General features: G+C 60.1%; 24 protein-coding genes and 1 pseudogene. 17 read left to right on the top strand and 8 right to left on the bottom strand.

Annotated elements, in window-relative coordinates; genetic code table 11:
• Positions 1-73: 73 nt before the first annotated feature.
• Positions 74-1,873, bottom strand: coding sequence for an aminopeptidase P family protein (locus tag VK725_RS18465; RefSeq protein WP_325319528.1), 1,800 nt, complete (start codon positions 1,871-1,873; stop codon positions 74-76).
• A gap of 319 nt (positions 1,874-2,192) precedes the next feature.
• Here VK725_RS18465 and cyoA point away from each other — a divergent pair, with 319 nt between their 5' ends.
• The 9 genes from cyoA to truD all read left to right on the top strand — a co-directional run bounded on the left by cyoA (position 2,193) and on the right by truD (position 11,561).
• The gene (gene cyoA / locus VK725_RS18460; protein WP_414648532.1) at positions 2,193-3,047 is read left to right on the top strand and encodes a ubiquinol oxidase subunit II; all 855 of its coding nucleotides are present in this window, start codon (positions 2,193-2,195) and stop codon (positions 3,045-3,047) included.
• A 3-nt stretch (positions 3,048-3,050) separates the two neighbouring features.
• Positions 3,051-5,063, top strand: a complete 2,013-nt coding sequence (cyoB, locus tag VK725_RS18455; protein ID WP_325319526.1) for a cytochrome o ubiquinol oxidase subunit I — start codon at positions 3,051-3,053, stop codon at positions 5,061-5,063.
• Positions 5,064-5,066: 3 nt separating this feature from the next.
• Entirely contained in the window at positions 5,067-5,684 is a 618-nt protein-coding gene (cyoC, locus tag VK725_RS18450; protein ID WP_325319525.1) for a cytochrome o ubiquinol oxidase subunit III, read from the top strand.
• The gene (cyoD, locus tag VK725_RS18445; RefSeq protein ID WP_325319524.1) at positions 5,684-6,061 is read left to right on the top strand and encodes a cytochrome o ubiquinol oxidase subunit IV; all 378 of its coding nucleotides are present in this window, start codon (positions 5,684-5,686) and stop codon (positions 6,059-6,061) included. The genes cyoC and cyoD overlap by 1 nt, the downstream gene beginning before the upstream one ends.
• A 197-nt stretch (positions 6,062-6,258) precedes the next feature.
• Positions 6,259-7,932 (top strand): CTP synthase, encoded by a 1,674-nt coding sequence (locus VK725_RS18440; RefSeq protein ID WP_325319523.1) that lies wholly within the window; start codon positions 6,259-6,261, stop codon positions 7,930-7,932.
• Positions 7,929-8,762, top strand: a complete 834-nt coding sequence (gene kdsA / locus VK725_RS18435) for a 3-deoxy-8-phosphooctulonate synthase (RefSeq protein ID WP_325319522.1) — start codon at positions 7,929-7,931, stop codon at positions 8,760-8,762. The genes VK725_RS18440 and kdsA overlap by 4 nt, the downstream gene beginning before the upstream one ends.
• A 60-nt stretch (positions 8,763-8,822) precedes the next feature.
• Positions 8,823-10,121 (top strand): phosphopyruvate hydratase, encoded by a 1,299-nt coding sequence (eno, locus tag VK725_RS18430; protein ID WP_325319521.1) that lies wholly within the window; start codon positions 8,823-8,825, stop codon positions 10,119-10,121.
• 14 nt (positions 10,122-10,135) lie between these two features.
• Entirely contained in the window at positions 10,136-10,465 is a 330-nt protein-coding gene (ftsB, locus tag VK725_RS18425) for a cell division protein FtsB (RefSeq protein WP_325319520.1), read from the top strand.
• Positions 10,466-10,535: 70 nt separating this feature from the next.
• Positions 10,536-11,561, top strand: coding sequence for a tRNA pseudouridine(13) synthase TruD (gene truD / locus VK725_RS18420; RefSeq protein WP_325319519.1), 1,026 nt, complete (start codon positions 10,536-10,538; stop codon positions 11,559-11,561).
• A gap of 4 nt (positions 11,562-11,565) precedes the next feature.
• Here truD and VK725_RS18415 read toward each other — a convergent pair whose 3' ends face one another.
• On the bottom strand, positions 11,566-12,111 hold the full coding sequence (locus VK725_RS18415) for a Smr/MutS family protein (RefSeq protein ID WP_325319518.1): 546 nt from the start codon (positions 12,109-12,111) through the stop codon (positions 11,566-11,568).
• Positions 12,112-12,278: 167 nt separating this feature from the next.
• Between VK725_RS18415 and surE the strand changes: the two genes are divergently transcribed.
• From surE to VK725_RS18395, 4 genes are all read left to right on the top strand, one after another.
• Entirely contained in the window at positions 12,279-13,070 is a 792-nt protein-coding gene (gene surE, locus VK725_RS18410) for a 5'/3'-nucleotidase SurE (protein ID WP_325319550.1), read from the top strand.
• Between the two features lies 1 nt (position 13,071).
• Positions 13,072-13,767 (top strand): protein-L-isoaspartate(D-aspartate) O-methyltransferase, encoded by a 696-nt coding sequence (locus tag VK725_RS18405; protein ID WP_325319549.1) that lies wholly within the window; start codon positions 13,072-13,074, stop codon positions 13,765-13,767.
• Positions 13,767-14,375 carry a YqaA family protein gene (locus tag VK725_RS18400; protein WP_325319517.1) on the top strand — a complete coding sequence of 203 codons (609 nt, stop codon included), beginning with the start codon at positions 13,767-13,769 and terminating at the stop codon, positions 14,373-14,375. Before VK725_RS18405 ends, VK725_RS18400 begins: the two co-directional genes overlap by 1 nt.
• A gap of 76 nt (positions 14,376-14,451) precedes the next feature.
• On the top strand, positions 14,452-15,339 hold the full coding sequence (locus VK725_RS18395; RefSeq protein WP_325319516.1) for a peptidoglycan DD-metalloendopeptidase family protein: 888 nt from the start codon (positions 14,452-14,454) through the stop codon (positions 15,337-15,339).
• Here the strand turns inward: VK725_RS18395 and VK725_RS18390 are convergent, their stop codons facing one another.
• Both VK725_RS18390 and VK725_RS18385 read right to left on the bottom strand, forming a co-directional pair.
• On the bottom strand, positions 15,340-15,717 hold the full coding sequence (locus VK725_RS18390) for an Mth938-like domain-containing protein (protein WP_325319515.1): 378 nt from the start codon (positions 15,715-15,717) through the stop codon (positions 15,340-15,342).
• Positions 15,718-15,726: 9 nt separating this feature from the next.
• Complete coding sequence (locus tag VK725_RS18385) at positions 15,727-16,023, bottom strand: YhbY family RNA-binding protein (RefSeq protein WP_325319514.1); 297 nt, start codon at positions 16,021-16,023, stop codon at positions 15,727-15,729.
• Positions 16,024-16,097: 74 nt separating this feature from the next.
• Here VK725_RS18385 and rlmE point away from each other — a divergent pair, with 74 nt between their 5' ends.
• The 3 genes from rlmE (at position 16,098) to VK725_RS18370 (ending at position 19,430) form a co-directional block, all read left to right on the top strand.
• Positions 16,098-16,748 carry a 23S rRNA (uridine(2552)-2'-O)-methyltransferase RlmE gene (rlmE, locus tag VK725_RS18380; protein WP_325319513.1) on the top strand — a complete coding sequence of 217 codons (651 nt, stop codon included), beginning with the start codon at positions 16,098-16,100 and terminating at the stop codon, positions 16,746-16,748.
• Positions 16,745-18,682 carry an ATP-dependent zinc metalloprotease FtsH gene (gene ftsH, locus VK725_RS18375; RefSeq protein ID WP_325319512.1) on the top strand — a complete coding sequence of 646 codons (1,938 nt, stop codon included), beginning with the start codon at positions 16,745-16,747 and terminating at the stop codon, positions 18,680-18,682. Before rlmE ends, ftsH begins: the two co-directional genes overlap by 4 nt.
• A gap of 142 nt (positions 18,683-18,824) precedes the next feature.
• Positions 18,825-19,430, top strand: coding sequence for a DUF2239 family protein (locus tag VK725_RS18370; protein WP_325319511.1), 606 nt, complete (start codon positions 18,825-18,827; stop codon positions 19,428-19,430).
• A gap of 17 nt (positions 19,431-19,447) precedes the next feature.
• Here the strand turns inward: VK725_RS18370 and arsC are convergent, their stop codons facing one another.
• The 4 genes from arsC to VK725_RS18350 are packed head-to-tail and all read right to left on the bottom strand — an operon-like array spanning position 19,448 to position 23,143.
• Complete coding sequence (gene arsC / locus VK725_RS18365) at positions 19,448-19,792, bottom strand: arsenate reductase (glutaredoxin) (protein WP_325319510.1); 345 nt, start codon at positions 19,790-19,792, stop codon at positions 19,448-19,450.
• 29 nt (positions 19,793-19,821) lie between these two features.
• Positions 19,822-21,294 (bottom strand): pseudouridine synthase, encoded by a 1,473-nt coding sequence (locus VK725_RS18360; RefSeq protein WP_325319509.1) that lies wholly within the window; start codon positions 21,292-21,294, stop codon positions 19,822-19,824.
• A complete protein-coding gene (scpB, locus tag VK725_RS18355) occupies positions 21,291-22,166 on the bottom strand; it encodes an SMC-Scp complex subunit ScpB (protein WP_325319508.1) in 876 nt (291 codons plus the stop codon). Before scpB ends, VK725_RS18360 begins: the two co-directional genes overlap by 4 nt.
• A gap of 50 nt (positions 22,167-22,216) precedes the next feature.
• Positions 22,217-23,143: a segregation and condensation protein A gene (locus VK725_RS18350; protein WP_414648531.1), complete on the bottom strand. Its 927-nt coding sequence runs from the start codon at positions 23,141-23,143 to the stop codon at positions 22,217-22,219.
• A gap of 733 nt (positions 23,144-23,876) precedes the next feature.
• Here VK725_RS18350 and VK725_RS18345 point away from each other — a divergent pair.
• A pseudogene (locus tag VK725_RS18345) lies at positions 23,877-24,101 on the top strand (PilZ domain-containing protein); the annotation flags it as partial.

The raw sequence follows: 24,101 nt of genomic DNA, 5'->3' as shown, positions 1-24,101 counted from the left end.
GCGATGACTTCGAGGTGGGTTAAGCGCGAGAGAATGGGTTGCGTCGTCGAACTGGTCAAGCGTCGCATGGCTTTCAAAGTGGCGCGCAGTGTTTTTCCAACCACGCCAGATCGGCGTCTTCCAGCAGAGGGCTCAGCGCGGCGCGAACGTTGGCATGATAGTCGTCCAGCCACGCTCTTTCTTCGGGATTCAGAAGACCCGGTTCCAGAGCGCGGCGGTCGAACGGACAGAGTGTGAGTGTTTCGAATGCATAGAACTCACCGAATTCGGTCTGATCGGCTTCGATCACCACAGCCAGGTTCTCGTGGCGAATGCCGTGACGTGCAGGCTTGTACAGGCCCGGCTCGATCGAGGTGATCATGCCAGGTTCGAGTGGCACGAGTGCGCCGCCGTTGACGGGCGGACGAATACCCTGCGGGCCTTCGTGCACATTAAGGAAGTAACCCACGCCGTGACCGGTGCCATGACCGTAGTCCATGCCGGAGGCCCACAGCGGCGCGCGGGCGAGTGCATCCAGTTGCGGGCCGCTCGCACCTTTCGGGAAGCGCGCGCGGGAAAGCGCAATCATGCCTTTCATCACTAACGTCGCATCGCGCCGCTGTTCGGCCGTGGTGGGACCCAGCGCCAGCACCCGTGTGATGTCGGTGGTGCCGCCAAGATACTGACCGCCGGAATCGATCAACAACAAACCGTGGCGCTGTAGCGTGTTGTGCGATTCCTGCGTCGCGCGATAGTGAGGCAGCGCGCCGTTTTCCATGTAACCGGCAATGGTCGCAAAGCTTTCGCCAACAAAATTGGGTTGTGCCGAGCGTTCTTCGCGCAGCAGGCTGTCGACATCCAGCTCGGTTTGCGTCATCCCGGCGGTGAGGCGTTCTTCCAGTCGGCGAAACGCGCGCACCAAAGCAGTACCGTCGCGACGCATCACTTCGCGGATGTGTGCGAGTTCGTCCTTGCTCTTGTTGGCCTTGAATGCCGTGGAAGGATTGGCACCTTCGAGGAGTTTTGCGCTGACGCCAACCTTTTTCAGGATGGCGCTGACGATGCGGCCCGGATCGAACAATAACGTGTGATCGGCGTTAAGCTCACCCAAGGCATCGCCAATCGTTGCGTAATTGGCGACATGCACGCCGTCGTTGGCGAGCGCAGCAACTAGGCCGTCGTTGAGCTTGGTGCGATCGACAAATAGTGTCGCCCGGCCTTCGGTTTCGACCAGAAGGTGCGCGAGGAAAACCGGATTGCACTCGACATCGCTGCCGCGAAGATTCGTCAGCCACGCGATGTCGTCGAGACTGGACACAAGATGATGCGTGACGTGCTGCTTGCGCAGCGCGTTGCGGAGCTTGTCGAACTTATCGGCGCGGGCTGTACCCGCGAACGTGGCAGGGTGCTCGACAACGGCAGCGCTGGGCAGAGCAGGGCGATCGTTCCAGATCATGCCGGGCAGATCGAGGTCGACACGCAGCTTGATGCCAACGCCGCCGAGCTGACGTTCGATCTGACGTTGCGTGGCTACCGACACGCTGTCGCCAGCAATGGCAATCGCGTCGCCTTGATGCAGTTGCTGTTGCAGCCACGTCAGATGCTCGGGTGCATACGACACGCGCTGCTTCATCAAGGCAACACCGGTGCCCGCGAGTTGTTGTTCGGCTTGCGAGAAGTAACGCGAGTCTGTCCACACTCCGGCTTCAGTCGCCGTAACGACCAGCGTGCCCGCCGAGCCGTCGAAACTCGACAACCATTTGCGCGCCTGCCAATGTGCAGGCAGGTATTCCGAAAGATGCGGATCGGCAGTCGGAACGATGCACGCGGCGACGCCATGTTTGGCCATGGCGTCGCGCAGCGCGGCGATTCGGGCGGGAATGGGTGTGCTCATTGGAGCATGGTAGCAGGGTGCCGGGCGGTCGCCTCATGTGCCTAAAAATCAGGCGTTTTACGCGCGTATGACGGCTCGGTTTCGATTTGCGCACAGGTGGGGCTTGCGACGTTCGTTCGAGGGATGCTAAGCGTCAAACAACGGCGCGGCATTATGTCTCGGACTATTCAATAGATGTTGCGGCGCGATATCCTATGCAGGTCGTCCCCACGACATTCCCCCGTCAGCCTGTCTAGTAGAGTCGTACGTGAACAACCGTTCTCTCTGTGCGTTGCGCTGGTCTTGCGCAAGCGTCGCCGTGTTCCTCGGCGGTTGCAACATGGATGTCCTCGCGCCTAAGGGCGACGTGGGCATACAGGAAAAGTCCCTCATTCTGATCGCCATGGGTTTGATGTTGGTCGTGGTGATTCCGGTCATCGCGATGACCCTGTACTTCGCCTGGCGCTATCGGGCGTCCAACACCAAGGCTACGTACGCACCGAAGTGGTCGCACTCGACCGCCATCGAAGCGGTGGTGTGGACCATTCCGTGCATCATCATCGCGATCCTTGCGACGATCACCTGGCGTACGTCTCACACGCTCGATCCATACAAGCCGCTGCAGTCCAACGTCAAGCCGATCACCATCCAGGCCGTGGCGCTCGACTGGAAGTGGCTCTTCATTTATCCGGACTACGGCGTGGCGAGCGTAAACGAAGTGGCTTTTCCGGCCGGTACGCCGGTGCACTTCGAAATCACCTCCGACTCGGTGATGAATGCGTTCTTCATCCCGCAGCTGGGCAGCCAGATCTACGCCATGGCCGGTATGAACACCGATCTGAACCTGATCGCGAATGAGCCAGGCAAGTTTGCGGGTCTGTCGTCGAACTACAGCGGCGAAGGCTTCTCGGATATGCACTTCACGGCCGTCGCGACGTCGCAGCAAGGTTTCACCGATTGGGTGAACAAGGCGAAGTCCAGCGCGAGCCCGCTTGACGCGCAGACGTATCACGCGCTGTCTCAGCCGAGCGAGAAACAACCGGTGTCGTATTACGCATCCGTCAAGTCGGATCTCTACAACGACATCATCAAGCAGTACATGGGCGACATGAATATGGGCCGCATCGGCGAGTCATCGCCTTCGCAAGCGAGTGCGGCTCCCTCGCCCAACGATCACGCCAAGGCTTCGGAGTAGGCCATGTTCGGAAAACTTTCTTTATCGGCCATTCCTTTCCATGAGCCGATCATTATGGGCACCCTGCTTATGGTGTGCCTGGGTGGTGCAGCGCTGCTCGGCTGGGTGACTTACCAGCGCAAGTGGGGTTATTTGTGGAGCGAATGGTTCACCACGGTGGATCACAAGCGCATCGGCGTGATGTACATCATCATGGCGCTTGTGATGCTGCTACGCGGCTTCGCGGACGCCATCATGATGCGCGCGCAACAGGCAGTGGCCTCGGCTGACGCGGCTGGTTATCTGCCGCCGCATCACTACGACCAGATCTTCACCGCGCACGGCGACATCATGATCTTCTTCATGGCGATGCCGTTCATCACAGGTCTGATGAACCTCGTGGTGCCGCTGCAGATCGGCGCGCGGGACGTGGCCTATCCGTTCCTGAACTCGCTCAGCTACTGGCTGACGGCAGGCGGTGTGGTGTTGATCATGATGTCGATGTTCGTCGGCGACTTCGCCGCGACCGGCTGGCTCGCTTATCCACCGCTGTCCGAGCTGAAATTCAGCCCGACCGTGGGCGTGGATTACTACATCTGGGCGTTGCAGCTTTCGGGCTTGGGTACAACGCTTAGCGGTATCAACTTCATCGTGACCATCCTGCGTATGCGCACACCGGGCATGACGCTGATGAAGATGCCGGTATTCACCTGGACCGCCTTGGTCACCAACATCCTGATCGTCGCGGCATTTCCGGTGTTGACGGTGACGCTCGCGCTGCTCGCGGCCGACCGTTATCTGGACATGCACTTCTTCACGAACGAACTTGGCGGCAACGCCATGATGTACGTGAATCTGATCTGGATCTGGGGCCACCCCGAGGTCTATATCCTGATCCTGCCGTGCTTCGGTGCGTTCTCCGAAATCGTCGCCACGTTCTCGGGCAAGCCGCTCTTTGGCTACAAGTCGATGGTGTATGCCACGGCGGGTATCGGTGTGCTGTCCTTCGTGGTGTGGCTGCACCACTTCTTCACTATGGGCTCGGGCGCCGACGTCAATGCCTTCTTCGGCATCTCCACGATGATCATCTCCGTGCCGACTGGCGTGAAGTTGTTCAACTGGCTGTTCACCATGTATCGCGGCCGCATTCGCTTCAGCGTGCCGATGTTGTGGACGGTAGGCTTCATGGTCACGTTCACCATCGGTGGCATGACCGGCGTGCTGATGGCGGTGCCGGGTGCTGACTTCGTGCTGCACAACAGTCTGTTCCTGATCGCGCACTTCCATAACGTGATCATCGGCGGTGTGATGTTCGGTTGTTTGGCTGCGATGAACTACTGGTTTCCGAAGGCCTTCGGCTTCAAGCTGGATGAGCGTTTCGGCAGGTACTCGTTCTGGTGTTGGCTGGTCGGTTTCTATCTGGCGTTCATGCCGCTATACGCGCTGGGCCTGATGGGCATGACGCGTCGCATGAACCATTACGACAACCCGGCATGGCAGCCGTACCTGATCGTGGCCTTTGCCGGCGCGGGCATCATCGCCCTGGGTATCGGCTTCACCATCCTGCAGCTCATCGTGAGCGTGCGCAATCGTGCGGAAAACCGCGATCTAACGGGCGATCCGTGGGGCGGTCGTACGCTGGAATGGTCGACCAGCTCGCCCGCGCCGTTCTACAACTTCGCGGTGCTGCCGCAGGTTGATGAGCTCGATCAGTTCTGGGCGGACAAGGAACACAAGCGCGCCTATAAGCGTCAGGAGCACTACGCCGACATCCACATGCCACGTAACACCGGTATCGGTGTGTCCATGGCTGCATTCGGCACGGTGCTCGGTTTCGCGATGGTGTGGCACATCTGGTGGCTGGCGTCGCTGGGCCTGATCGGGATGGTCGGCTCGTTCCTGGTTCGCGCCTACGACACCAATATCGATTACTACGTGTCGGGTGCCGAGGTCGAGAAGATCGAACGTGCACGCCTGATTCCGCAGCCGGGCATCGATCACGTGGATCCGGCCAAGGCCGGCCAGAAGGTGGCTTAAGAGATGAACAACGTTACTACTGCAGACCACGGCATCGCCGCACACGGTCACGACGAGCATCACGACGACGGATCCAAGACCCTGCTCGGGTTCTGGATCTACCTGATGAGCGACTGCCTGATCTTCTCAGCACTGTTCGCAACCTTCGCCGTGCTGGCCAACGCCACTGCTGGCGGCCCCACCGGTAAGGAGCTGTTCGATCTGCCGTACGTAGGCGGTGAAACGCTGCTGCTGCTGGTCAGTAGCTTCACCTTCGGCGTGGCGATGCTCAACATGCACGCCGGCAAGCGCAACAAGGTCATGGCGTGGCTCTTCATCACGTTCCTGTTCGGCGCTTCGTTCGTGGCGATGGAGGTGCATGAGTTCGCACATCTGATTCATGAAGGTGCCGGTCCGAGCCGCAGCGCGTTTTTGTCGTCTTACTTCACGCTGGTCGGTACGCACGGTCTGCACGTGACCTGCGGTTTGATCTGGATCGTGGTGATGATGGACATGGTGCGTCGTTTCGGCTTGAACGATGCCGTCACACGCCGTCTTTCCTGCCTCAGCCTGTTCTGGCATTTCCTGGACGTGGTCTGGATTTGCGTGTTCACCATCGTTTATCTGCGAGGAGTGCTGTGATGTCGAACCTACATGCTCATGCTCATGCTGCCGATCACCAGCACGCCAATCACGGCAGCCTGAAGTCGTATATCGTCGGTTTCATTCTGTCCATCGTTCTTACCGCTATGTCGTTCGGCTGCGTAATGTCCGGCGCGGTGCCGCACGACCTGATCCTGCCGGGCATCATGGTGTTGTGCGTGGCGCAGGTGCTGGTGCAGCTGATCTTCTTCCTGCATTTGAGCGCCAAGCCTGGCCAGCGGGACAACCTGTCGATCGGTGTATTCACCTTGCTGATCATCGCCATCGTGGTGGTGGGATCGCTGTGGGTGCTGCACAACATGAATGTGAACATGATGCACCCCGTGCCAACGATGTCGTCGGACAGCCTCGGCTGATCCTCGCTAGCGGCCGGGAAGCGCCCCAATAGGCGCCTGCAGCAACGCCCAGCCTTCGCGCCGGGCGTTCTGCTTTCCGATGTTGAAAATCGGAAAAGGTCGGTGATGGCTGAATTATTTTCCCTATTGTCGCCGCAGCATCTCGCGGCTAGGTCGATCGTCCGCTAAAATGCCGATTTCCAGCACGGCTGCTTTCCATGACCCCCCTGATTTTCGTCACTGGCGGTGTGGTGTCCTCGCTTGGCAAGGGCATCGCGGCGGCGTCGCTTGCGTCCATTCTCGAGGCCCGCGGCCTCTCGGTCACCATGATGAAGCTCGATCCATATATCAATGTGGATCCGGGCACCATGAGTCCCTTCCAGCACGGCGAGGTCTATGTGACCGACGACGGCGCGGAGACCGATCTGGACCTGGGCCACTACGAGCGCTTCGTCCACACCCGCCTGACCGGCAAGAACTCCATCACCACCGGCAAGATCTACGAATCGGTGATCCGCAAGGAGCGCCGGGGCGACTACCTGGGGGCCACCGTCCAGGTGATTCCCCACATTACCGACGAGATCAAGCACTGCATCCACGAGGCCACGCGTGGCTTCGACGTCGCGCTGGTCGAAATCGGCGGCACGGTCGGTGACATCGAGTCCCAGCCCTTCCTCGAGGCGATCCGTCAGCTGCGCATCGAGCACGGTCCGGAAAAATGTCTGTTCATGCATCTGACCCTGGTGCCGTATATCAAGGCCGCCGGCGAGATCAAAACCAAGCCGACCCAGCACTCCGTGAAGGAACTGCGCTCCATCGGTATCCAGCCGGACATCCTGCTGTGCCGGTGCGAGCAGCCGCTGCCGGACGGCGAGCGCCGCAAGATCGCGCTTTTCACCAACGTTCCGGAACAGGCCGTCATCAGCGCCGCGGACGTGGACGTCATCTACAAGCAACCACTGTGGCTGCATCAGCAAGGCTTGGACGACATCGTCGTCAAGAAAATGGGTCTGGATGCCAAACCGGCCGATCTCTCGGGCTGGCAGCGCACGGTGGATGCGGTCGAGCATCCCAAAGACGAGGTGACCGTTGCCATCGTAGGCAAGTATGTCGAACACAAAGACGCGTACAAGTCGCTCGGCGAAGCGTTGCGTCATGGTGGCATCAAGCAGCAGACGCGCGTGAATCTGGAGTGGATCGATTCGGAGCAGATCGAAGCGGAAGGCGCGCAGAAAGTGCTCGGCGCGGCGGATGCGATCCTTGTGCCGGGCGGTTTCGGCAAACGCGGTTTCGAAGGCAAGGTGCTGGCGGCCAAATACGCTCGCGAAAACCGCGTTCCGTACTTCGGCATCTGCTACGGCATGCATGCGGCGGTGGTGGATTTCGCCCGTAACGTTGCTGGCCTTACCGACGCCGATTCCAGCGAGAACGATCGTCATACGCCCAATCCCGTGATCGCACTGATCACCGAATGGACCACGGCCACCGGCGAAGTCGAACAGCGCACCGAGCGTTCGGACCTCGGCGGCACGATGCGTCTTGGTGCGCAGGAATGTCGCCTGAAGACCGGCACGCTGGCACGTCAGATGTATGGCCAGGACATCGTGCGCGAGCGTCATCGCCATCGCTACGAATTCAACAACCGCTATCGCCAGCCGTTCGAAGACCTCGGCATGGTGATTTCCGGCAAGTCGATGGACGACCTACTGGTTGAAATCGTCGAACTGCCAATGCAGAAGCATCCGTGGTTCCTCGGTTGCCAGGCGCATCCGGAATTCACGTCCACGCCGCGCGATGGCCATCCGCTATTCATCGGTTTCGTACGCGCAGCACGCGAATACAAGGCCGTGCGCGAAGGCGAGAAGCTGGCGACTAAGGGAGCCGCAGCATGAAGTTATGCGGTTTCGACATTGGTCTGGACAAACCCTTCTTTCTTATTGCCGGTCCCTGCGTCATCGAATCGGAGCAGTTGCAGGTCGACACCGCCGGCACACTGAAGGAAATCACCGGCAAACTCGGCATCAACTTCATCTTCAAATCCAGCTTCGACAAAGCCAATCGCTCTTCCACCGGCAGTTTTCGCGGCCCGGGCATGGAAGAGGGATTGCGTGTGTTGTCGGAGGTGAAGCGTCAGCTCAACGTGCCTGTGCTCACTGACGTGCACGAATACACGCCGATGAATGAAGTGGCCGCGGTGGTCGATGTATTGCAAACGCCGGCCTTCCTCTGCCGCCAGACCGATTTCATCCAGAACGTGGCGCGCGCCGGCAAGCCGGTGAACATCAAGAAAGGCCAGTTCCTCGCGCCGTGGGATATGAAAAACGTGGTCGATAAGGCGAAAGCCGTTGGCAATAACGACATTCTCGTGTGCGAACGCGGTGCCAGCTTCGGCTATAACAACCTGGTATCCGACATGCGCTCGCTGAGCGTGATGCGCGATACGGGTTGCCCGGTAGTGTTCGATGCCACGCATTCCGTGCAGTTGCCGGGCGGTCAGGGCACGACTTCAGGCGGTCAGCGCGAATTCGTGCCCGTGCTGGCGCGCGCGGCCGTTGCCGTCGGCGTGTCCGGTCTTTTCGCCGAAACCCATCCGGACCCCAGCAAGGCGCTCAGCGATGGGCCCAATGCGTGGCCGCTGGGCAAGATGGAGGCGCTGTTGCATACGCTGCTCGAACTAGATGCGGTGACCAAGCGTCACGGCTTCCTCGAACATACGCTGTAACGCGCTGCGCGCATTGCGCGCACTGACAATCGTTTTTCATTTCCTCGACCTGGATTAGTCATGAGCACCCAAATCACCCGCATTCATGCCCGTGAAATTCTCGACTCGCGCGGTAATCCCACACTAGAAGCTGACGTGATCCTGGCCGACGGCGCGTTTGGTCGCGCGGCTGTTCCCAGTGGTGCCTCGACCGGCACGCGCGAAGCGGTAGAACTGCGCGACGGCGACAAGTCGCGTTACCAGGGCAAGGGTGTGAAGAACGCCGTGGCGAACGTCAATGGTGCGATTGCCGACGCGCTCAAGGGTTTTGATGCGGCGGATCAAAAAGGTCTTGATGCAAAGCTGATCGATCTCGACGGCACGCCTAACAAGGGTCGCCTGGGCGCCAATGCGTTGCTCGGTGTATCGTTGGCCGCGGCGCACGCGGTGGCAGCTTCGCGCAAAGAACCGCTGTGGAAGTACCTGTCGCACGACAAGCCGGGTGTGTTGCCGGTGCCAATGATGAACATCATCAACGGTGGTGCGCATGCCGACAACAACGTCGATGTGCAGGAATTCATGGTCCTTCCGGTCGGTCTTCCAAGCTTCTCCGAAGCGCTGCGTGCCGGTGTGGAAATCTTCCATGCACTAAAGGGTGTGCTCAAAAGCAAGGGCCTCAACACCGCGGTGGGCGATGAAGGCGGTTTCGCGCCGAACCTGCGCTCTAACATCGAAGCGCTCGATACCATTCTCGAAGCGGTGAACAAGACCGGCTACAAGGTCGGTAGCGAGATACTGCTCGGTCTTGACGTCGCCAGCTCCGAATTCTTCAAGGGTGGTAAGTACGATCTCGAAGGCGAGGGCAAGGTTTACACCCCGGAACAGTTCGTCGACGTGCTCGCCAGCTGGGCGCAGCAGTACCCGATCGTCACCATCGAAGACGGCATGGCCGAAGGCGATTGGGACGGCTGGAAGTTGCTCACCGACAAGATCGGCAAGAAGGTGCAGTTGGTGGGCGACGATATCTTCGTCACCAACCCGAAGATCTTCCGCGAGGCGATCGACAAGAAGATCGCCAACGCGATCCTGATCAAGGTCAACCAGATCGGCACGCTCTCGGAAACGCTCGAGGCCATCGCGATGGCCGATGCGGCCAAATACGCGGCTATCGTCTCCCACCGCTCGGGCGAAACCGAAGACACCACCATTGCCGATATCGCGGTCGCCACCACGGCCACCCAGATCAAGACCGGTTCGCTGTGCCGCACCGACCGCGTGGCCAAGTACAACCAGTTGCTGCGCATCGAGGAACAGTTGGGCAGCGCGGCGCGCTATGCTGGCCGCAACGCGTTCCCGAATCTGTCTCATTTGCCCGGTTGAGGTAGCGCCTACCCATGTTGCGTTGGATCGCCTTGATCCTGCTGCTGATACTGATTGGACTGCAGCTGAAACTGTGGTCCAGTCACGGCGGCATGTCCGAGGTGGCCAGTTTGCGTGTCGCGGTGAAGAAACAGAGCGACGAAAACGACAAGCTCGTCCAACGCAATCAGGCGCTCGCCGCCGACGTGAACGATCTCAAGCACGGCGAGCAAGCCGTCGAAGCACGCGCGCGTGCCGAACTAGGTTTGATCAAACCGGGTGAGACGTTCTATCAGGTGGTCGAGAAACCCGCCAACGGCTCAAGTGCCGCTGCACCTGCGACTTCGGCCAGCAGCGGTAATTGATTCGATCGTGGTGTCGTTGCGAATGGCAACGCACCGTACATAACGCCGCCATTGAAACCGATCGAACCGAATGTCCGACACGCCCGCTACCGACATCGAATTGCCCCGCGCCTATGGAACGCCGCCGATCAAGGCGGAGCTTCGTCGCGCGCCTGAAGATTTTCGTGTCGATGAAATCCTCGGTTACGACGCCGACGGTGAGGGCGAACACGCATTGCTTTGGGTCGAAAAGCGTGGCGCCAACACCGATTGGGTTGCGAAGGAGCTGGCGCGTTTTGCCGGCGTTCCCCCGCTCAATGTCGGTTACGCAGGACTGAAAGATCGCCACGCCGTCACCCGCCAGGCATTCACCGTGCAATTGCCCGGCAAAGCCGATCCCGACTGGAGCGCCTTTCCGCATGAAGATGTGAAGGTGCTCGCGGCGACGCGACACAAACGCAAGCTCAAACGTGGCGCTTTGCGCGGCAATCGTTTCGTGCTGGTGCTGCGCGATGTCAGCGGCGATAAAGCACGTGCTGAAGAAGTGCTGCATGCCATCGCCACGCGCGGTGTTCCGAACTACTTCGGTGAGCAACGCTTTGGCCGCGAAGGTGGAAATATTGCGCAGGCGCGTGCGATGTTCGCCGGGCGTCGCGTGGATCGCGACAAGCGATCAATCCTTCTCTCCGCAGCGCGCTCGCATATCTTCAATAGCGTTTTGGCTGCTCGCGTTGAGCGCGATGTATGGGACAAACCACTCGAAGGCGAAATCTGGTCGCTGGCCGGATCGCGCTCATGGTTCGGCCCAGAGACGTTTGACGAAACGCTGGCCGCGCGATTGGCGCAAGGCGATATTCATCCCTCCGGCCCGTTGTGGGGTGATGGCGAACCGCCGACCACCGCCGAAGCAGGTGATCTGGAGCGTAACGTTGCTGCTACTAACGGCAACCTGGTGGAAGGCTTGGCCAAAGCGCGCATGGAGCAGGAACGCCGTCCGCTGCGGCTGAGACCCAAAGACACACGTTGGCGCTGGCTGGAAGAAGAAACGTTAGAACTTGCCTTTGAGTTGCCAGCAGGCGCTTACGCAACCGTTGTCGCACGCGAGTTGATCGGCTAACAGCTCAACCTTTGAGCAACACCACGACCGCGCCGGTGCCTCCCTGCATCGGACGGGCGGATGCAAAGGCAATCACATCATCGCGCCGGCGTAGCAATCGATCTGTCAGCGCTTTCAAAACAGGACCCGCCGCTTTGGAGCGCAAGCCCTTCCCATGCACGATGCGCACACAGCGGAAGCCTCGTTCGGATGCTTCGGCCAGAAATGTCGAAATGGTCGACTGGGCCGCTGCAGCATTCAGGTGGTGAAGATCGATCTCGTCTTGCACGCTGTACTGGCCGCGTTTCAAATGGCGCAGTAATTTCGGCGGGTAGCCGTCGCGCAGGTAGCTCAATTCCTCGCCCACTTCCATCAACGCAGGATCGAAGGCCATATCCAGCAATTCGCTGGGCACGGCGGCCTCATCCGCTTCCAACATGTAGGGGTGCGGCTCCGGCTTGGGCATCGCAGGCGGTGGTGCGACGGGGTCAAGTTTGCGCACTTCGCCAATAGCGTCCCGGAACAGGCGGCTATCGTCGTCGCTAACCGTAGGGGGCGGGCGGCGTTTCATGGAAATCATCCTAACTAATGCGGAATCGCTCCGGTATGGGTTCGGCCAGAACTTGCGCTGCGCATGGCGATGAAACCGCCGGTCCGCTCGGTTAGACTCCAAGGTTCGGGGAACGTGCGGATTCGCCTCGCGGCCGCGCGTCGAACATTGGCTTTCTACGGATCATGATGCGAGTTCTTGTCAGCAACGACGATGGCGTGGATGCACCGGGCATCCGCGTGCTCGCCGAACGCCTCGGCGCGGTCGGCCAGGTCACGGTGGTAGCCCCGGATCGCGATCGTTCCGGAGCAAGCAATTCTTTGACGCTCGACGCGCCCATTCGCGCGCTCCGTATGGATAACGGTTATTACCGTGTCGCCGGCACGCCGACGGATTGCGTGCATCTGGCGCTGGCGGGCATGCTCGATGAGGAGCCGGATATCGTTGTGTCGGGCATCAACAATTCTGCCAATCTAGGCGACGACGTGATTTATTCCGGCACAGTGTCGGCAGCGATGGAAGGGCGTTTCCTCGGATTGCCCGCGATTGCCGTGTCGCTGGTGAGTAAGGATCACAAGGGCGAACACTACGATTCCGCAGCGAAAGCCGTGCTGCTGTTGATGGAACGTCTGCTGGTCGACCCACTTCCTGCCGATACGATTCTCAACGTCAACGTGCCCGATCGTCCGTGGGAAGAGATCAAAGGTTTCGAAGTGACGCGGCTTGGCAAGCGCCATCGTTCCGCGCCATGCATCAAGCAGACCGATCCGCGCGGTAAAACGATCTGGTGGATCGGCCCGGCGGGCGATGTCGACGATGCAGGTCCCGGCACCGATTTCCATGCCGTGCATCGTGGCTTTATTTCCGTCACGCCCATCCACGTCGATCTCACACGCTTTCAGGCGCTGGAAAAAGTCAGCAGCTGGGTGCATGCCCTCACTGACGGCATGAGCGGCAATACCGATGGAAAGGCCGCTTGAGATGGCCGTGCATCCGCTTCCACCGTCGGCATTGAAAGGCGAGGGGATGACTTCCCAGCGCGCGCGCGATCGCCTTATCGCCAAGTTGAAAGAAGAAGGTATCAACGATAAGCGCGTGCTTGATGTCATACGCAATCTTCCGCGGCACCATTTCATCGATCAGGCGCTGAGTTCGCGCGCTTACGAAAATACTGCGTTGCCGATCGGTCATGGCCAGACCATTTCGCAGCCGTGGGTGGTGGCGCGCATGACCGAAGCCTTGCTCGAACCCTTCGAGGCAAAATCCGGCCGCCCGCAGAAAGTGTTGGAGATCGGCACGGGTTCCGGCTATCAGGCCGTGGTGCTGGCGAGCCTGGTGCCGCAGGTTTATACGGTCGAACGCATCGAAGAGTTGTTGCGTCAGGCACGCCGGCGTTTCCGCCAGCTCGGTATCGAGAACATTCGTTCACGGCATGACGATGGCAAACTCGGCTGGTCAGTCGAGGCGCCTTTCGATGCCATCATTCTTACAGCGGCGGGTGATGCGATTCCCACACAGGTTCTCGATCAGCTAAGCCCCGACGGCGTGCTCGTCGCACCGGTTGGGTCCCCCAGCAGTCAAACCTTGATCCGCATGCGCGGTGATGGCAAAGGTGATTTTGTGCAGGAAGAACTCGCAGCAGTCAGTTTCGTACCTTTGCTGGGTGGCATCGGCTAATGCAACTTTTTGGAAAGCTTTATGCGCGTGCTCTGGTGTTGGCACGCGACCCCAGAGCGGTTTATTACCTGTGTGGACTGAGCTTCATCGAAGCCTTCATCTTCCCGATCATGCCGGAAGTGATGCTCGCGCCGATGATGCTCGGCAAGCGGCATCGCGCGTTTTTCTACGCCAATATCAGCCTACTTTTTTCGCTGATCGGTTCGCTGGTCGGTTATGCGCTGGGTCATTGGGCCTTTCATGCGCTGACACCGGTGCTGCAATCGCTGCATCTCTACGATTCGATTGAGCGTGGTGTAGAAAGTCTTCGCACCGAGATGAATCAGCATTGGCTCGAGTTGTTGCTCGTGCTGATGCTGGCTGCGCTGCAGCCTGTCGTGCCGATGAAGTTCGTCACATGGGCCTCCGGTATTGTCGGTGTGCCGATCATTCCATTCCTGGTCTGCATCCTGCTCGGTCGCGGCAAGCGTGTGTGGTTGCTTGCGTTGCTCGTTCGTCTTTTTGGCGAGCGCGCTGAGCGCATCCTGCACAAGAACATCGAATGGATCGGATGGGCGGCACTCGCAGTATTGGTCGCGCTGGGTGCATGGTGGCTGTTGCGGCACTGAACACATGCTGGCGCGCGCATTGGACCCGTATGAAAACGCTACCGGACCCCGCTATGCTCATGCCATGAATGGATTGATGCGATCGTCTGCCGCTATCTCGATGGCATTGCTCGTGGCCGGGTGCACTACGACGGTGGTGCAAGAGCCCCCCAGCAGACCTTTCAACCCTGCGCCCGTTGTGCGCGCGAGTGCACCGGGTAACGGTTACACCGTTGTAAAGGGCGACACCCTTTACTCCATCGCCTTTCGCAACGGGATGGACTTTCGCCAGCTGGCTCAGATGAACGGCATCGCTGCGCCGTACACGATCTGGCCAGGGCAGGTGCTGACATTGTCAGGACACGCACCACGTAATCCGCCGCCTGTCATCGCCAAGGCACCGCCGCCGCCATCACCACCTCCATCGACGCCACCGAGCAGCAGTTTCCAAAATGTTGCACCGGCCGTCGTCACAACAACTCAGGTTCCGCCGCCGGCACATCCGGCAACCGTCGTGCCTGCAGCGTCTGTTGCGCCACCGCCGCCCGTCGCGCCGACACCGGTACCGGCAGCAACACCGATCGTTGCAGCAAGCGGCGGTTCGCGAACAGCGGGCGGTGTGAAGTGGCGCTGGCCCGCATCAGGTTCGGTTGTAGGTCGATTCCAAAGCAGCGCTGCCATTCCCGGCATCGATATTGCGGGCAAGGAAGGCGATGCCGTCGTCGCTGCCGCCGATGGCGTGGTGGTCTACAGCGGTAACGGCCTGGTCGGTTATGGCGAGCTGGTGATCATCAAGCATAACGACAGTCTCCTGTCTGCCTATGGTCACAACCGCAAGCGTCTGGTGACGGAAGGGCAGCAAGTCAAAGCCGGTCAGGAAATTGCGGAAATGGGATCGAGCGGCTCGTCGCGCGATGAACTGGAATTCCAGATTCGCAAGGACGGCAGTCCCGTCGATCCGCTCGACTATTTGCCTAGTCGCTGATCAACCCGCCGGAAGAATGAAAGCCGCGACCACGCGGCGACCTTCGCTTGCAAGCAGATCGTAGGTGCGCGCAGCGGCGGCGTTGTCCATCACTTCGATGCCAATGCCGCGGCGAAGAAAGCCGGCCATAAACGAAGCGGATGGAAATTGCTGACGCGTGCCTGTGCCGAGCAGCACTAGCTCCGGCTTTAGTTCGAGAACGCTTTCGACATGGCCCTCGTCCAGGTGAGCTGCACTGGAAACCGGCCAGTCTTCGATGGCGCGTTCGGGCGAGAGGATAAAACTTGTCTTCAGCTCGCGATCGACCACCGTGACGCTATGCGGTGCCACGCGTCGAACGAACAAATAGCCTTCCGGCCGATCAAGCGATAGATCCATGGCGATGACTCAACGCGGTAGGGCTAGACGAGGGTCTTCCTCGTTGCGGCGGAACAACACCACGATATGACCGATCTGCTGGATGCTTTCCGCGCCCGTGCCATCGATCAGGAATTTGATCTGCCCATCGCGTTCGTCCTTGTCGCCGCCCGAAAGCTTCACCTTCACCAGCTCATGATGAGAGAGCGCCAGGTCCAGCTCTTTGACCACGGCCTCGGTCGCGCCCTTGGCGCCCAGCAGAATCACCGGGTGCAGATCGTGGGCGAGGCTACGCAGGTAGCGTTGTTGCGAGGGGGAAATGGCCATGCGTTCAGTCTCGGATTCGCGGCGAGGGGATCGTAAAGGTTATCATGTCAGCCCCATTCCCCGGCCGTGGCCGCATGTCCCGCAGCAAAAGCAGTTCCCGCTGGTTACGGGAGCATTTCGACGATGTCTACGTCAAAAAGGCCCAGGCCGAGGGACTGCGTTCGCGCGCCGTTTTCAAGCTGGAAGAGCTGATCGATCGCGACCATCTGTTAAAGCCCGGTATGCGGGTGGTCGATCTGGGGGCAGCCCCGGGTGGCTGGTCGCAGCTGGTTCGTCAGCGCCTGGGCGATAGTGGTACCGTGGTGGCGCTGGATATTCTGCCGATGCAGGGCATTGGCGGGGTGGATTTCCTGCAAGGCGACTTCCGTGAAGAAAGCGTCTTGCGCGAGCTCGAATCGCGCATGGACGGCCAAAAGCTCGATCTTGTGCTGTCGGACATGGCCCCCAATATGAGTGGTGTGGCACTGGCCGATCAAATTCGGGCGATGGACTTGGCGGAACTCGCGCTTGATTTCAGCCGGCACTGGCTCAAACCTGGTGGAGCGTTTCTAATCAAGCTATTCCAGGGAACGGGCTTTGACGATTATTTGCGAAGCTTGCGCGCAGAATTCTCGCGCGTGAGCATGCGTAAACCTAAGGCCTCACGCGCGCGTTCGCGTGAGGTATACGCGCTGGCTACCGGGTTTAGACCGGGTGGCCGGCAAAATGGCGAGAACCGCGCATGAATGAGACATGGAAAACCCTGTTGCTCTGGCTGTTGATAGCGGTGGTGCTTATCACCGTATTCCAGAGCTTCAACCCGCGTGGTGGTGCCTCCTCGGACCTGCCATACAGCAGCTTTGTGCAGAGCGTGGATAGCGGCAACGTCCAGACTGCCACCATCAGCGCTGAGAACCCGGCCACCATCAGCGGCAAGCTGAAGGATGGCAGCAACTACCGCACCGTCGCTCCTGTGCTTGGCTTCTCCACCAACTCGGTGGTCAAGCAGATGCAGGACAAGAACGTAACGGTCACGCAGGATTCCGGCACGGGCTTCTCGCTGATCGGTCTGCTGGTGAACTGGCTGCCGGTGATCCTCATCGTTGGTGTCTTCATCTGGTTTATGCGTCAGATGCAGCAGGGCGGTGGCGGGCGCGGTGCGATGAGCTTCGGCCGCTCGCGCGCGAAGTTGCAGGGCGAAGATCAGGTCAAGGTCAATTTCAGCGACGTCGCCGGGTGCGACGAAGCCAAAGAAGAAGTCGGCGAACTCGTCGAGTTCCTGCGCGACCCGGGCAAGTTCCAGCGCCTCGGTGGCAAGATTCCGCGTGGCGTGTTGATGGTCGGTCCGCCGGGTACCGGTAAGACGCTGCTCGCCAAGGCGATTGCCGGCGAAGCGAAAGTACCGTTCTTCTCGATCTCCGGCTCCGACTTCGTCGAAATGTTCGTGGGTGTGGGCGCCTCGCGCGTTCGCGACATGTTCGATCAGGCGAAGAAGCACGCGCCGTGCATCATCTTCATCGACGAAATCGATGCGGTCGGTCGTCATCGCGGCGCCGGTCTGGGCGGCGGTCACGACGAACGCGAGCAGACGCTCAACCAGTTGCTGGTCGAGATGGATGGTTTCGAAGGTACCGAAGGCATCATCGTCATCGCTGCCACCAACCGTCCGGACGTACTCGATCCTGCGCTGCTGCGTCCGGGTCGTTTCGATCGTCAGGTCGTGGTCGGTCTGCCGGACGTCAAGGGTCGCGAGCAGATCCTCAAAGTACATCTGCGCAAGGTGCCGACGGCCAGCGATGTCGAGCCGATGGTTATCGCACGCGGTACGCCGGGCTTCTCGGGCGCGGACCTTGCCAATCTCGTCAACGAGGCGGCTTTGTTTGCTGCACGCGAGAATGCGCGTGAAGTGCGCATGAGCCATATGGACAAGGCGCGCGACAAGATCCTGATGGGCACCGAGCGCCGCTCGATGGCCATGAGCGAAGACGAGAAGAAGCTCACGGCCTATCACGAAGCCGGCCATGCAATTGTTGGTCGCCTCGTGCCCGAACATGACCCTGTGTATAAGGTCACGATCATCCCGCGTGGTCGCGCGCTGGGTGTCACCATGTACCTGCCCGAAGGCGACAAGTACAGCATGAACAAGATTGCGATCGAATCGCAGCTGTGCTCGCTGTATGGCGGTCGTGTGGCCGAGGAAATCATCTTCGGTAACGACAAGGTCACCACCGGCGCTTCGAACGATATTGAGCGTGCCACCAAGATGGCGCGCAACATGGCCACCAAGTGGGGGCTGTCCGATGCACTCGGTCCGGTCACCTACGGCGAAGAAGAAGACGAAGTGTTCCTAGGCCGCTCCGTGACCCAGCACAAAAATGTTTCCAACGAGACCGCACACAAGATCGATGAGGTTGTGCGCGATATTCTCGATCACGCCTATGGCCGCACCAAGCAGATATTGACCGACAACATCGACAAGCTGCACGTGATGGCCGATGCACTGTTGCAATACGAAACCATTGATGCGCGCCAGATCGACGACATCATGAATGGCCGCGTTCCGGGACCTCCTGCGGATTGGTCCAAGACCTCTTCGTCTGGTTCGTCCGTGCCGCCTCCACCCCCGCGTGGCGACGCCGGTGCCAAGGTAGGTGATCCGGCTACGCAGAACCGGGTCTGATCTCCGAAGCGAGACGTCAGCCAAAGAAAAGCCACCCGAGAGGGTGGCTTTTTTGTTGCGCGGGTAAAGTATTTACCCGGGTAATATTGATTGTGCAATTTTACCCGGGTATTATTTGAATACTCTATCGGACTCAACGCCCATGATGAGCGGCTCTTTCCCGCATACGTACTCAAGCTTCCAAGGTCATCGGCTTATCGAGTCGGGTCCCCTGTCTACCGTCGCACTCGCGACAAAGCGCGCCGTGGAAACTGGCCCCGACGAGCCGATTCTTATTTTCGATGACCATACAGGTCGATCTATCGACATCGATACGCGGGGGACCGATGCCGATGTGCTGGCACGGTTCGCTGCTAGCGATGAGTTGGACGACGCAAAAGAGGCCAAGCCCGATGCGCCGGAGTCGCGCGGAAGAGGGCGCCCCAAGTTGGGCGTGATCGCACGCGAAGTGACGTTATTACCGCGACACTGGGAGTGGCTGGCTGCGCAACCAGGCGGCGCGTCCGTCGCATTGCGTAAACTCGTCGATGAAGCGCGCCGCGCGAACAGCGGGCGCGATGGCGCGCGTGCAGCGCAAGAGCGCGCGTATTACTTCATATCGGCCATCGCCGGCGATATGCCGGGTTTTGAAGAAGCAAGCCGTGCCTTGTTCGCGAACGACAAGACGATGTTCAGCGAACGCATCGCCGCATGGCCACCCGACGTTCGCACTCACGCTGCGCGATTGGCCTACGGCGACGACGCCTGATCGAAAGAGCGGCCGATCTAGAGGATATCGAGCACTTTTTCCGGCGGTCGACCGATAACGGCTTTGCCATGGGCAACGACAATCGGTCGTTCGATCAGGCGAGGGTATTTCGTCATTGCATCGATCAACGTGTTGTCCTCGAGCGATGCGTTGTCCAGATTCAGTTCTTGGTAGACGTCTTCTCCGGTGCGCAGCAATTGCCGCGCCGGGAGACCAAGCTGCGATAACAATGCTTTCAGCTCGCCGGTACTTGGTGGCGTTTCGAGATAGTTGACGATCTCGAACGGTTCACCGTGTTCTTCAAGCAAAGCCAGCGCGCTGCGTGATTTCGAGCAGCGGCTGTTGTGGTAGATGCGAATCATGCGTCGTGTGTTCTACGGCGCTGCATGTTTCAACGATTGCCCGAACGATTCCCGCCGCCTTGCGGGCGACCCCCACCGTGAGGACGACCGCCGCCTTGAGGGCGATTGCCACCGCGACCCTGCGGGCGGCCACCTTGGCCCTGCGGACGGCCGCCTTGACCTTGACCGCCACCCGGACGACCGCCACGGTTGTTCCGGTTGGCGTTACCGCCGCCGAAGCCGCCGTATGGATTTGCATTGGCGTGAGCGGCACCGCCGCCAGCGCCATGGACGCCCCCAGCAGCGCGGCCGCCGCCGCTGCCACCGCGACGATTGCCCGTTGGATTGCCAGACGGATTGCCGCCGCCCTGACGACGACCGCCTTCGCGGCTTTCGCCCGCAAACCAGGTGCGCGCGGGTGGCAGTTCCTGACCAGGCGCAATGCCACGTTTTTTATTGTTCCGGTTCGGTCCCTTCGGACGATCCGGCCTGTCGACGTTGCCGTTCACTTCGCGATTCGGGCCAGCACCACGTCGGCGTTGTTGCTTGCCGCGCGGCGGCTCTTCGCGAATGCGATCGAATGCGCGCAATTCGCGCGCTTCCTCGTGATAACCGCCGCTCCACGATGATCCCGCACCTTTCTCAGGGCGATATTCGGTGACGTTGCGCGGTGCGCGGCGTTGATGCAGTACCGGGCTCAGTGTGAGCACGGGCTGCGGTGCGCCGAGACCGGCGACCTTGCGCAAATCCTTGACGGTCTCTTCGTTGAGCGCTTCGCAATCACTGCGACGCAGCGTGCGCGGCAGTTCGATGTTGCCGTAACGAATGCGCTTGAGTCGGCTAACCAGGAAACCCTGCGAGTCCCACAGACGACGCACTTCGCGATTGCGGCCTTCACGAATCACGACGCGGAACCAGCTGTGGCTACCGCCGCGGCTGATGATCGCGATTTCGTCGAAACGGGCTGGCCCGTCTTCGAGTTCTACGCCGGCCTTGAGTTTTTCGATGATTTCATCCGGCACTTCACCGTGCACGCGGCACAGGTACTCGCGCTCCAGACCGCTGCGCGGATGCATCAGCGCATTGGCGAGTTCGCCGTCGGTGGTGAGCAACAGAAGGCCGGTAGTGTTGATGTCGAGGCGGCCCACAGCGACCCAGCGCGCGCCTTTGAGTCGCGGCAGCTGTTCGAACACGGTGGGACGTCCTTCGGGGTCTTCGCGGGTGGTCACCACGCCTTCGGGCTTGTGATAGACCAGTACTTCGGCGTCGTCGCGGCTGTCGGTGCTGACGACGAATTGTTTGCCGTCGATCATCACGCGGTCGCCGGCGCGAACGCTGGCACCAATGTTGGCGGCGGCGCCATTCACTTCCACTTCGCCGGCCTGGATGCGTTGTTCCAGCATGCGGCGGGAGCCGAGACCGGCGTTGGCCAGCACTTTGTGCAGGCGCTCTTCGATGGTCGGGGCGTTTTCAGGCGGCGCGTTGCGCTTAAGGCTTAATACGGATTTTTGTGGCGCATTCATGCGCGATACTCCTCGGTGTCTTGCTCGGCGGGGCCGTCTTGGGCGTCCGCGCTATCCGCTGCCTCATCGGCAGTGGTGAGATGGGTTTCGACGTTTGCGTCCGCGTCGTTAGCGGGTTCGTCGTGATGATGTTCAGTGTCTTCGGTGTCGTGATGCGATTTGGTGTCGTCGACCTGATGCTCGTCGTGCAGCACTTCCGGCTCGTGTTCGCCCACTTCTTGTGCAGTGTGTGCTTCTTCGTCGTGCGCTTGGGTCTCGTCTGCTTCTTCCGCATCGGGATCGATTGGCAGGTCGCGCACGACACGCGGCGGGAACGGGTCGTCATCCAGACGAAGCTGCGGGTCTTCCAGGTCGCGGATTTCCGCCAACGATGGCAGTTCGTCCAGCGATTTGAGGTTGAAGTAATCGAGGAAGGCGCGGGTGGTGCCGAACAGCGCCGGTTTGCCGGGGACGTCGCGGTGGCCGACGACGCGGATCCATTCGCGCTCTTCCATGGTTTTGATGATGTTGGATGAGACCACTACGCCGCGGATTTGTTCGATTTCCGGTCGCGTGATGGGCTGGCGATAAGCGATCAATGCCAGGGTTTCGAGCAGTGCGCGCGAGTAGCGGCTCGGCTTTTCGCTCCACATGCGCGACACCCACGGATGCACGTCCTGGCGAACCTGATAACGGAAGCCCGACGCCACTTCCTTCAGCTCGACGCCGCGGCCTTCGCACGCCGCGGCCAGCTGCTCCAGCGCCATGGCGATTTGTGCACGGTCGACGTCGTCTTCCTCCACGAACAATTCGCTCAGTTGCGCGACGCTCAATGGCTGGCTGGCGGCGAGGAGGGCGCCTTCGATAATCGGTTTCAGTTGGTCGATCTGCATAACCTTAGGATCGGTCCATGGCGGGTTGCGCGTTTTATATGGGTGCCGGTTTATTCGGTGCCGGACGCGGAATTTTGTTCTTCGAACGCATCATCATCAGCGGCCACTTCGGCTTCTTCCTCGGCCGAGTTGGCATTGGCCTTGACGTAAATCGCGGCCAAGGGTTCTTCTTGCACGATGTTGATCAAAAACTCCTTGGCCAGCTCCAGCATGGCCAGGAAGGTCACCACCACGCCGAGCCGTCCTTCGGTGACATCGAACAGGCTCTCGAAGCGGTGGAACTGGTCGTCGTCCAGACGACTGAGCAGTTCGCCCATGCGCTGGCGCACACTCAGCGCCTCGCGCTTGATAGCGTGGTGCCCGAACAACTCGGCCCGATGCATCACATCCTTCAGGGCCAGCAGCATTTCCTTGAGGTCCAGCGGCGGCGGCAGCTTGATGACGTTGCGCTCGCCCGTATCGGCCTGCACGGCTACCGTGTCGCGTTCCATGCGGGGGAGGGCTTCGATGTCCTCCGCAGCCTTCTTGAAGCGCTCGTACTCCTGCAGGCGTCGCACCAACTCGGCGCGGGGGTCTTCCTCCAGGCCTTCTTCCGACGGCGGCCTTGGCAGCAGCAGGCGTGATTTGATCTCGCCCAGGATCGCCGCCATCAGCAGGTATTCGGCAGCCAGCTCCAGACGCATCACATCGCGCATCATGTCGATGTATTCCATGTACTGCCGGGTGATTTCGGCAATCGGAATGTCGAGGATGTCGAGGTTCTGCCGACGGATCAGGTAAAGCAGAAGATCCAGCGGTCCTTCGAACGCTTCCAGGATGACTTCCAGTGCATCCGGCGGGATATACAAGTCCTGCGGCATCTGCAGCATGGGTTCGCCGCGCACGATTGCCAGCGGCATTTCCTGCTGCTGCGGAACCCCTGCAAACGCATCTTGCGTTGCTTGTATAGGCTGAGACTCGCTTGGCTCAGTGCTCATCAATGCATGTCGTTGGGCCGCCCGGCATGGGCTGGCTATTCGTTCTGTTGACGATCAAAACCGATTCCGACCCTAACCGGAGAAAGGTTCATGCCCGGAATGCCTGGGTTGCTGAGGCGATTCCCTTTAAAATCTGATCTTTCACGATGCCCAGCCAAGGGCTGCGGGTTTCCCGCCAATTCAACGCCCTGATGAAGCCACGCTACGCGGTTCGGTCAGGTAGGCGGTCGCTGGTGCCAGAGTCGTGACAGGGTAACGATCAAGCAGAAACCAAGCGTGACGCCGCTGGCGTCGCCCGCGATTCGCAAAAGTCGGCTGAATGCATCGGGTGGAGACCATCCCGACCGGGGCTCCCGGCGGGCATCCATGCATGGCTCCACACGCGGGTTACAGATTAGCGGCACTAGCACGGCATGTCCAGCAAGCGCTTCAGCTGCCGTAGGGGTTTGTTTGCTGCACCGATGCTGCATTCACGCGCCACGCGGCAACTTGTGACCTACTACGTCCGTCTGCGGACCCGCGATTCTTTGAAATAGACGTAATTTCTGCGTGAAACGTAGTTGTAGCAGTGGCATGTCGCTTGCTTCATGATACGCAGCTAACCGGGGGACGCTGGCAGGTCCTGGCCGGCGCGGGAAACAATGACGCCTTTGCCGACGGACGGCATTTGGCATCGTTGCGATACAGGGGTAGGCGTGTGGTGGCAACATCGCGCGGGAGGGAGATGAAAAGCATGACGACAATGGGTGGTGACGCCATGGACGGTTCCGATAGCGAGCATTTGCGCCCCGCGCGCATGCGCATCAAAACCACGGTGTTGATGAGTCACGGAGACGAATCGCATCCCACAGACCTGATCGACATTTCTGCGACAGGTGTGTTGCTGCGTCGCCCGCGCAACTGGAACGGTAAGGCGGGCGAGAGTTGGGTGCTGGACATGATCTTCGGCCACGACCTG

Origin of the sequence: Dyella sp. (assembly GCF_035486915.1) — a bacterium.
Lineage (GTDB): Bacteria > Pseudomonadota > Gammaproteobacteria > Xanthomonadales > Rhodanobacteraceae > Dyella_B.
This window is presented reverse-complemented; position numbering and strand designations above follow the sequence as displayed.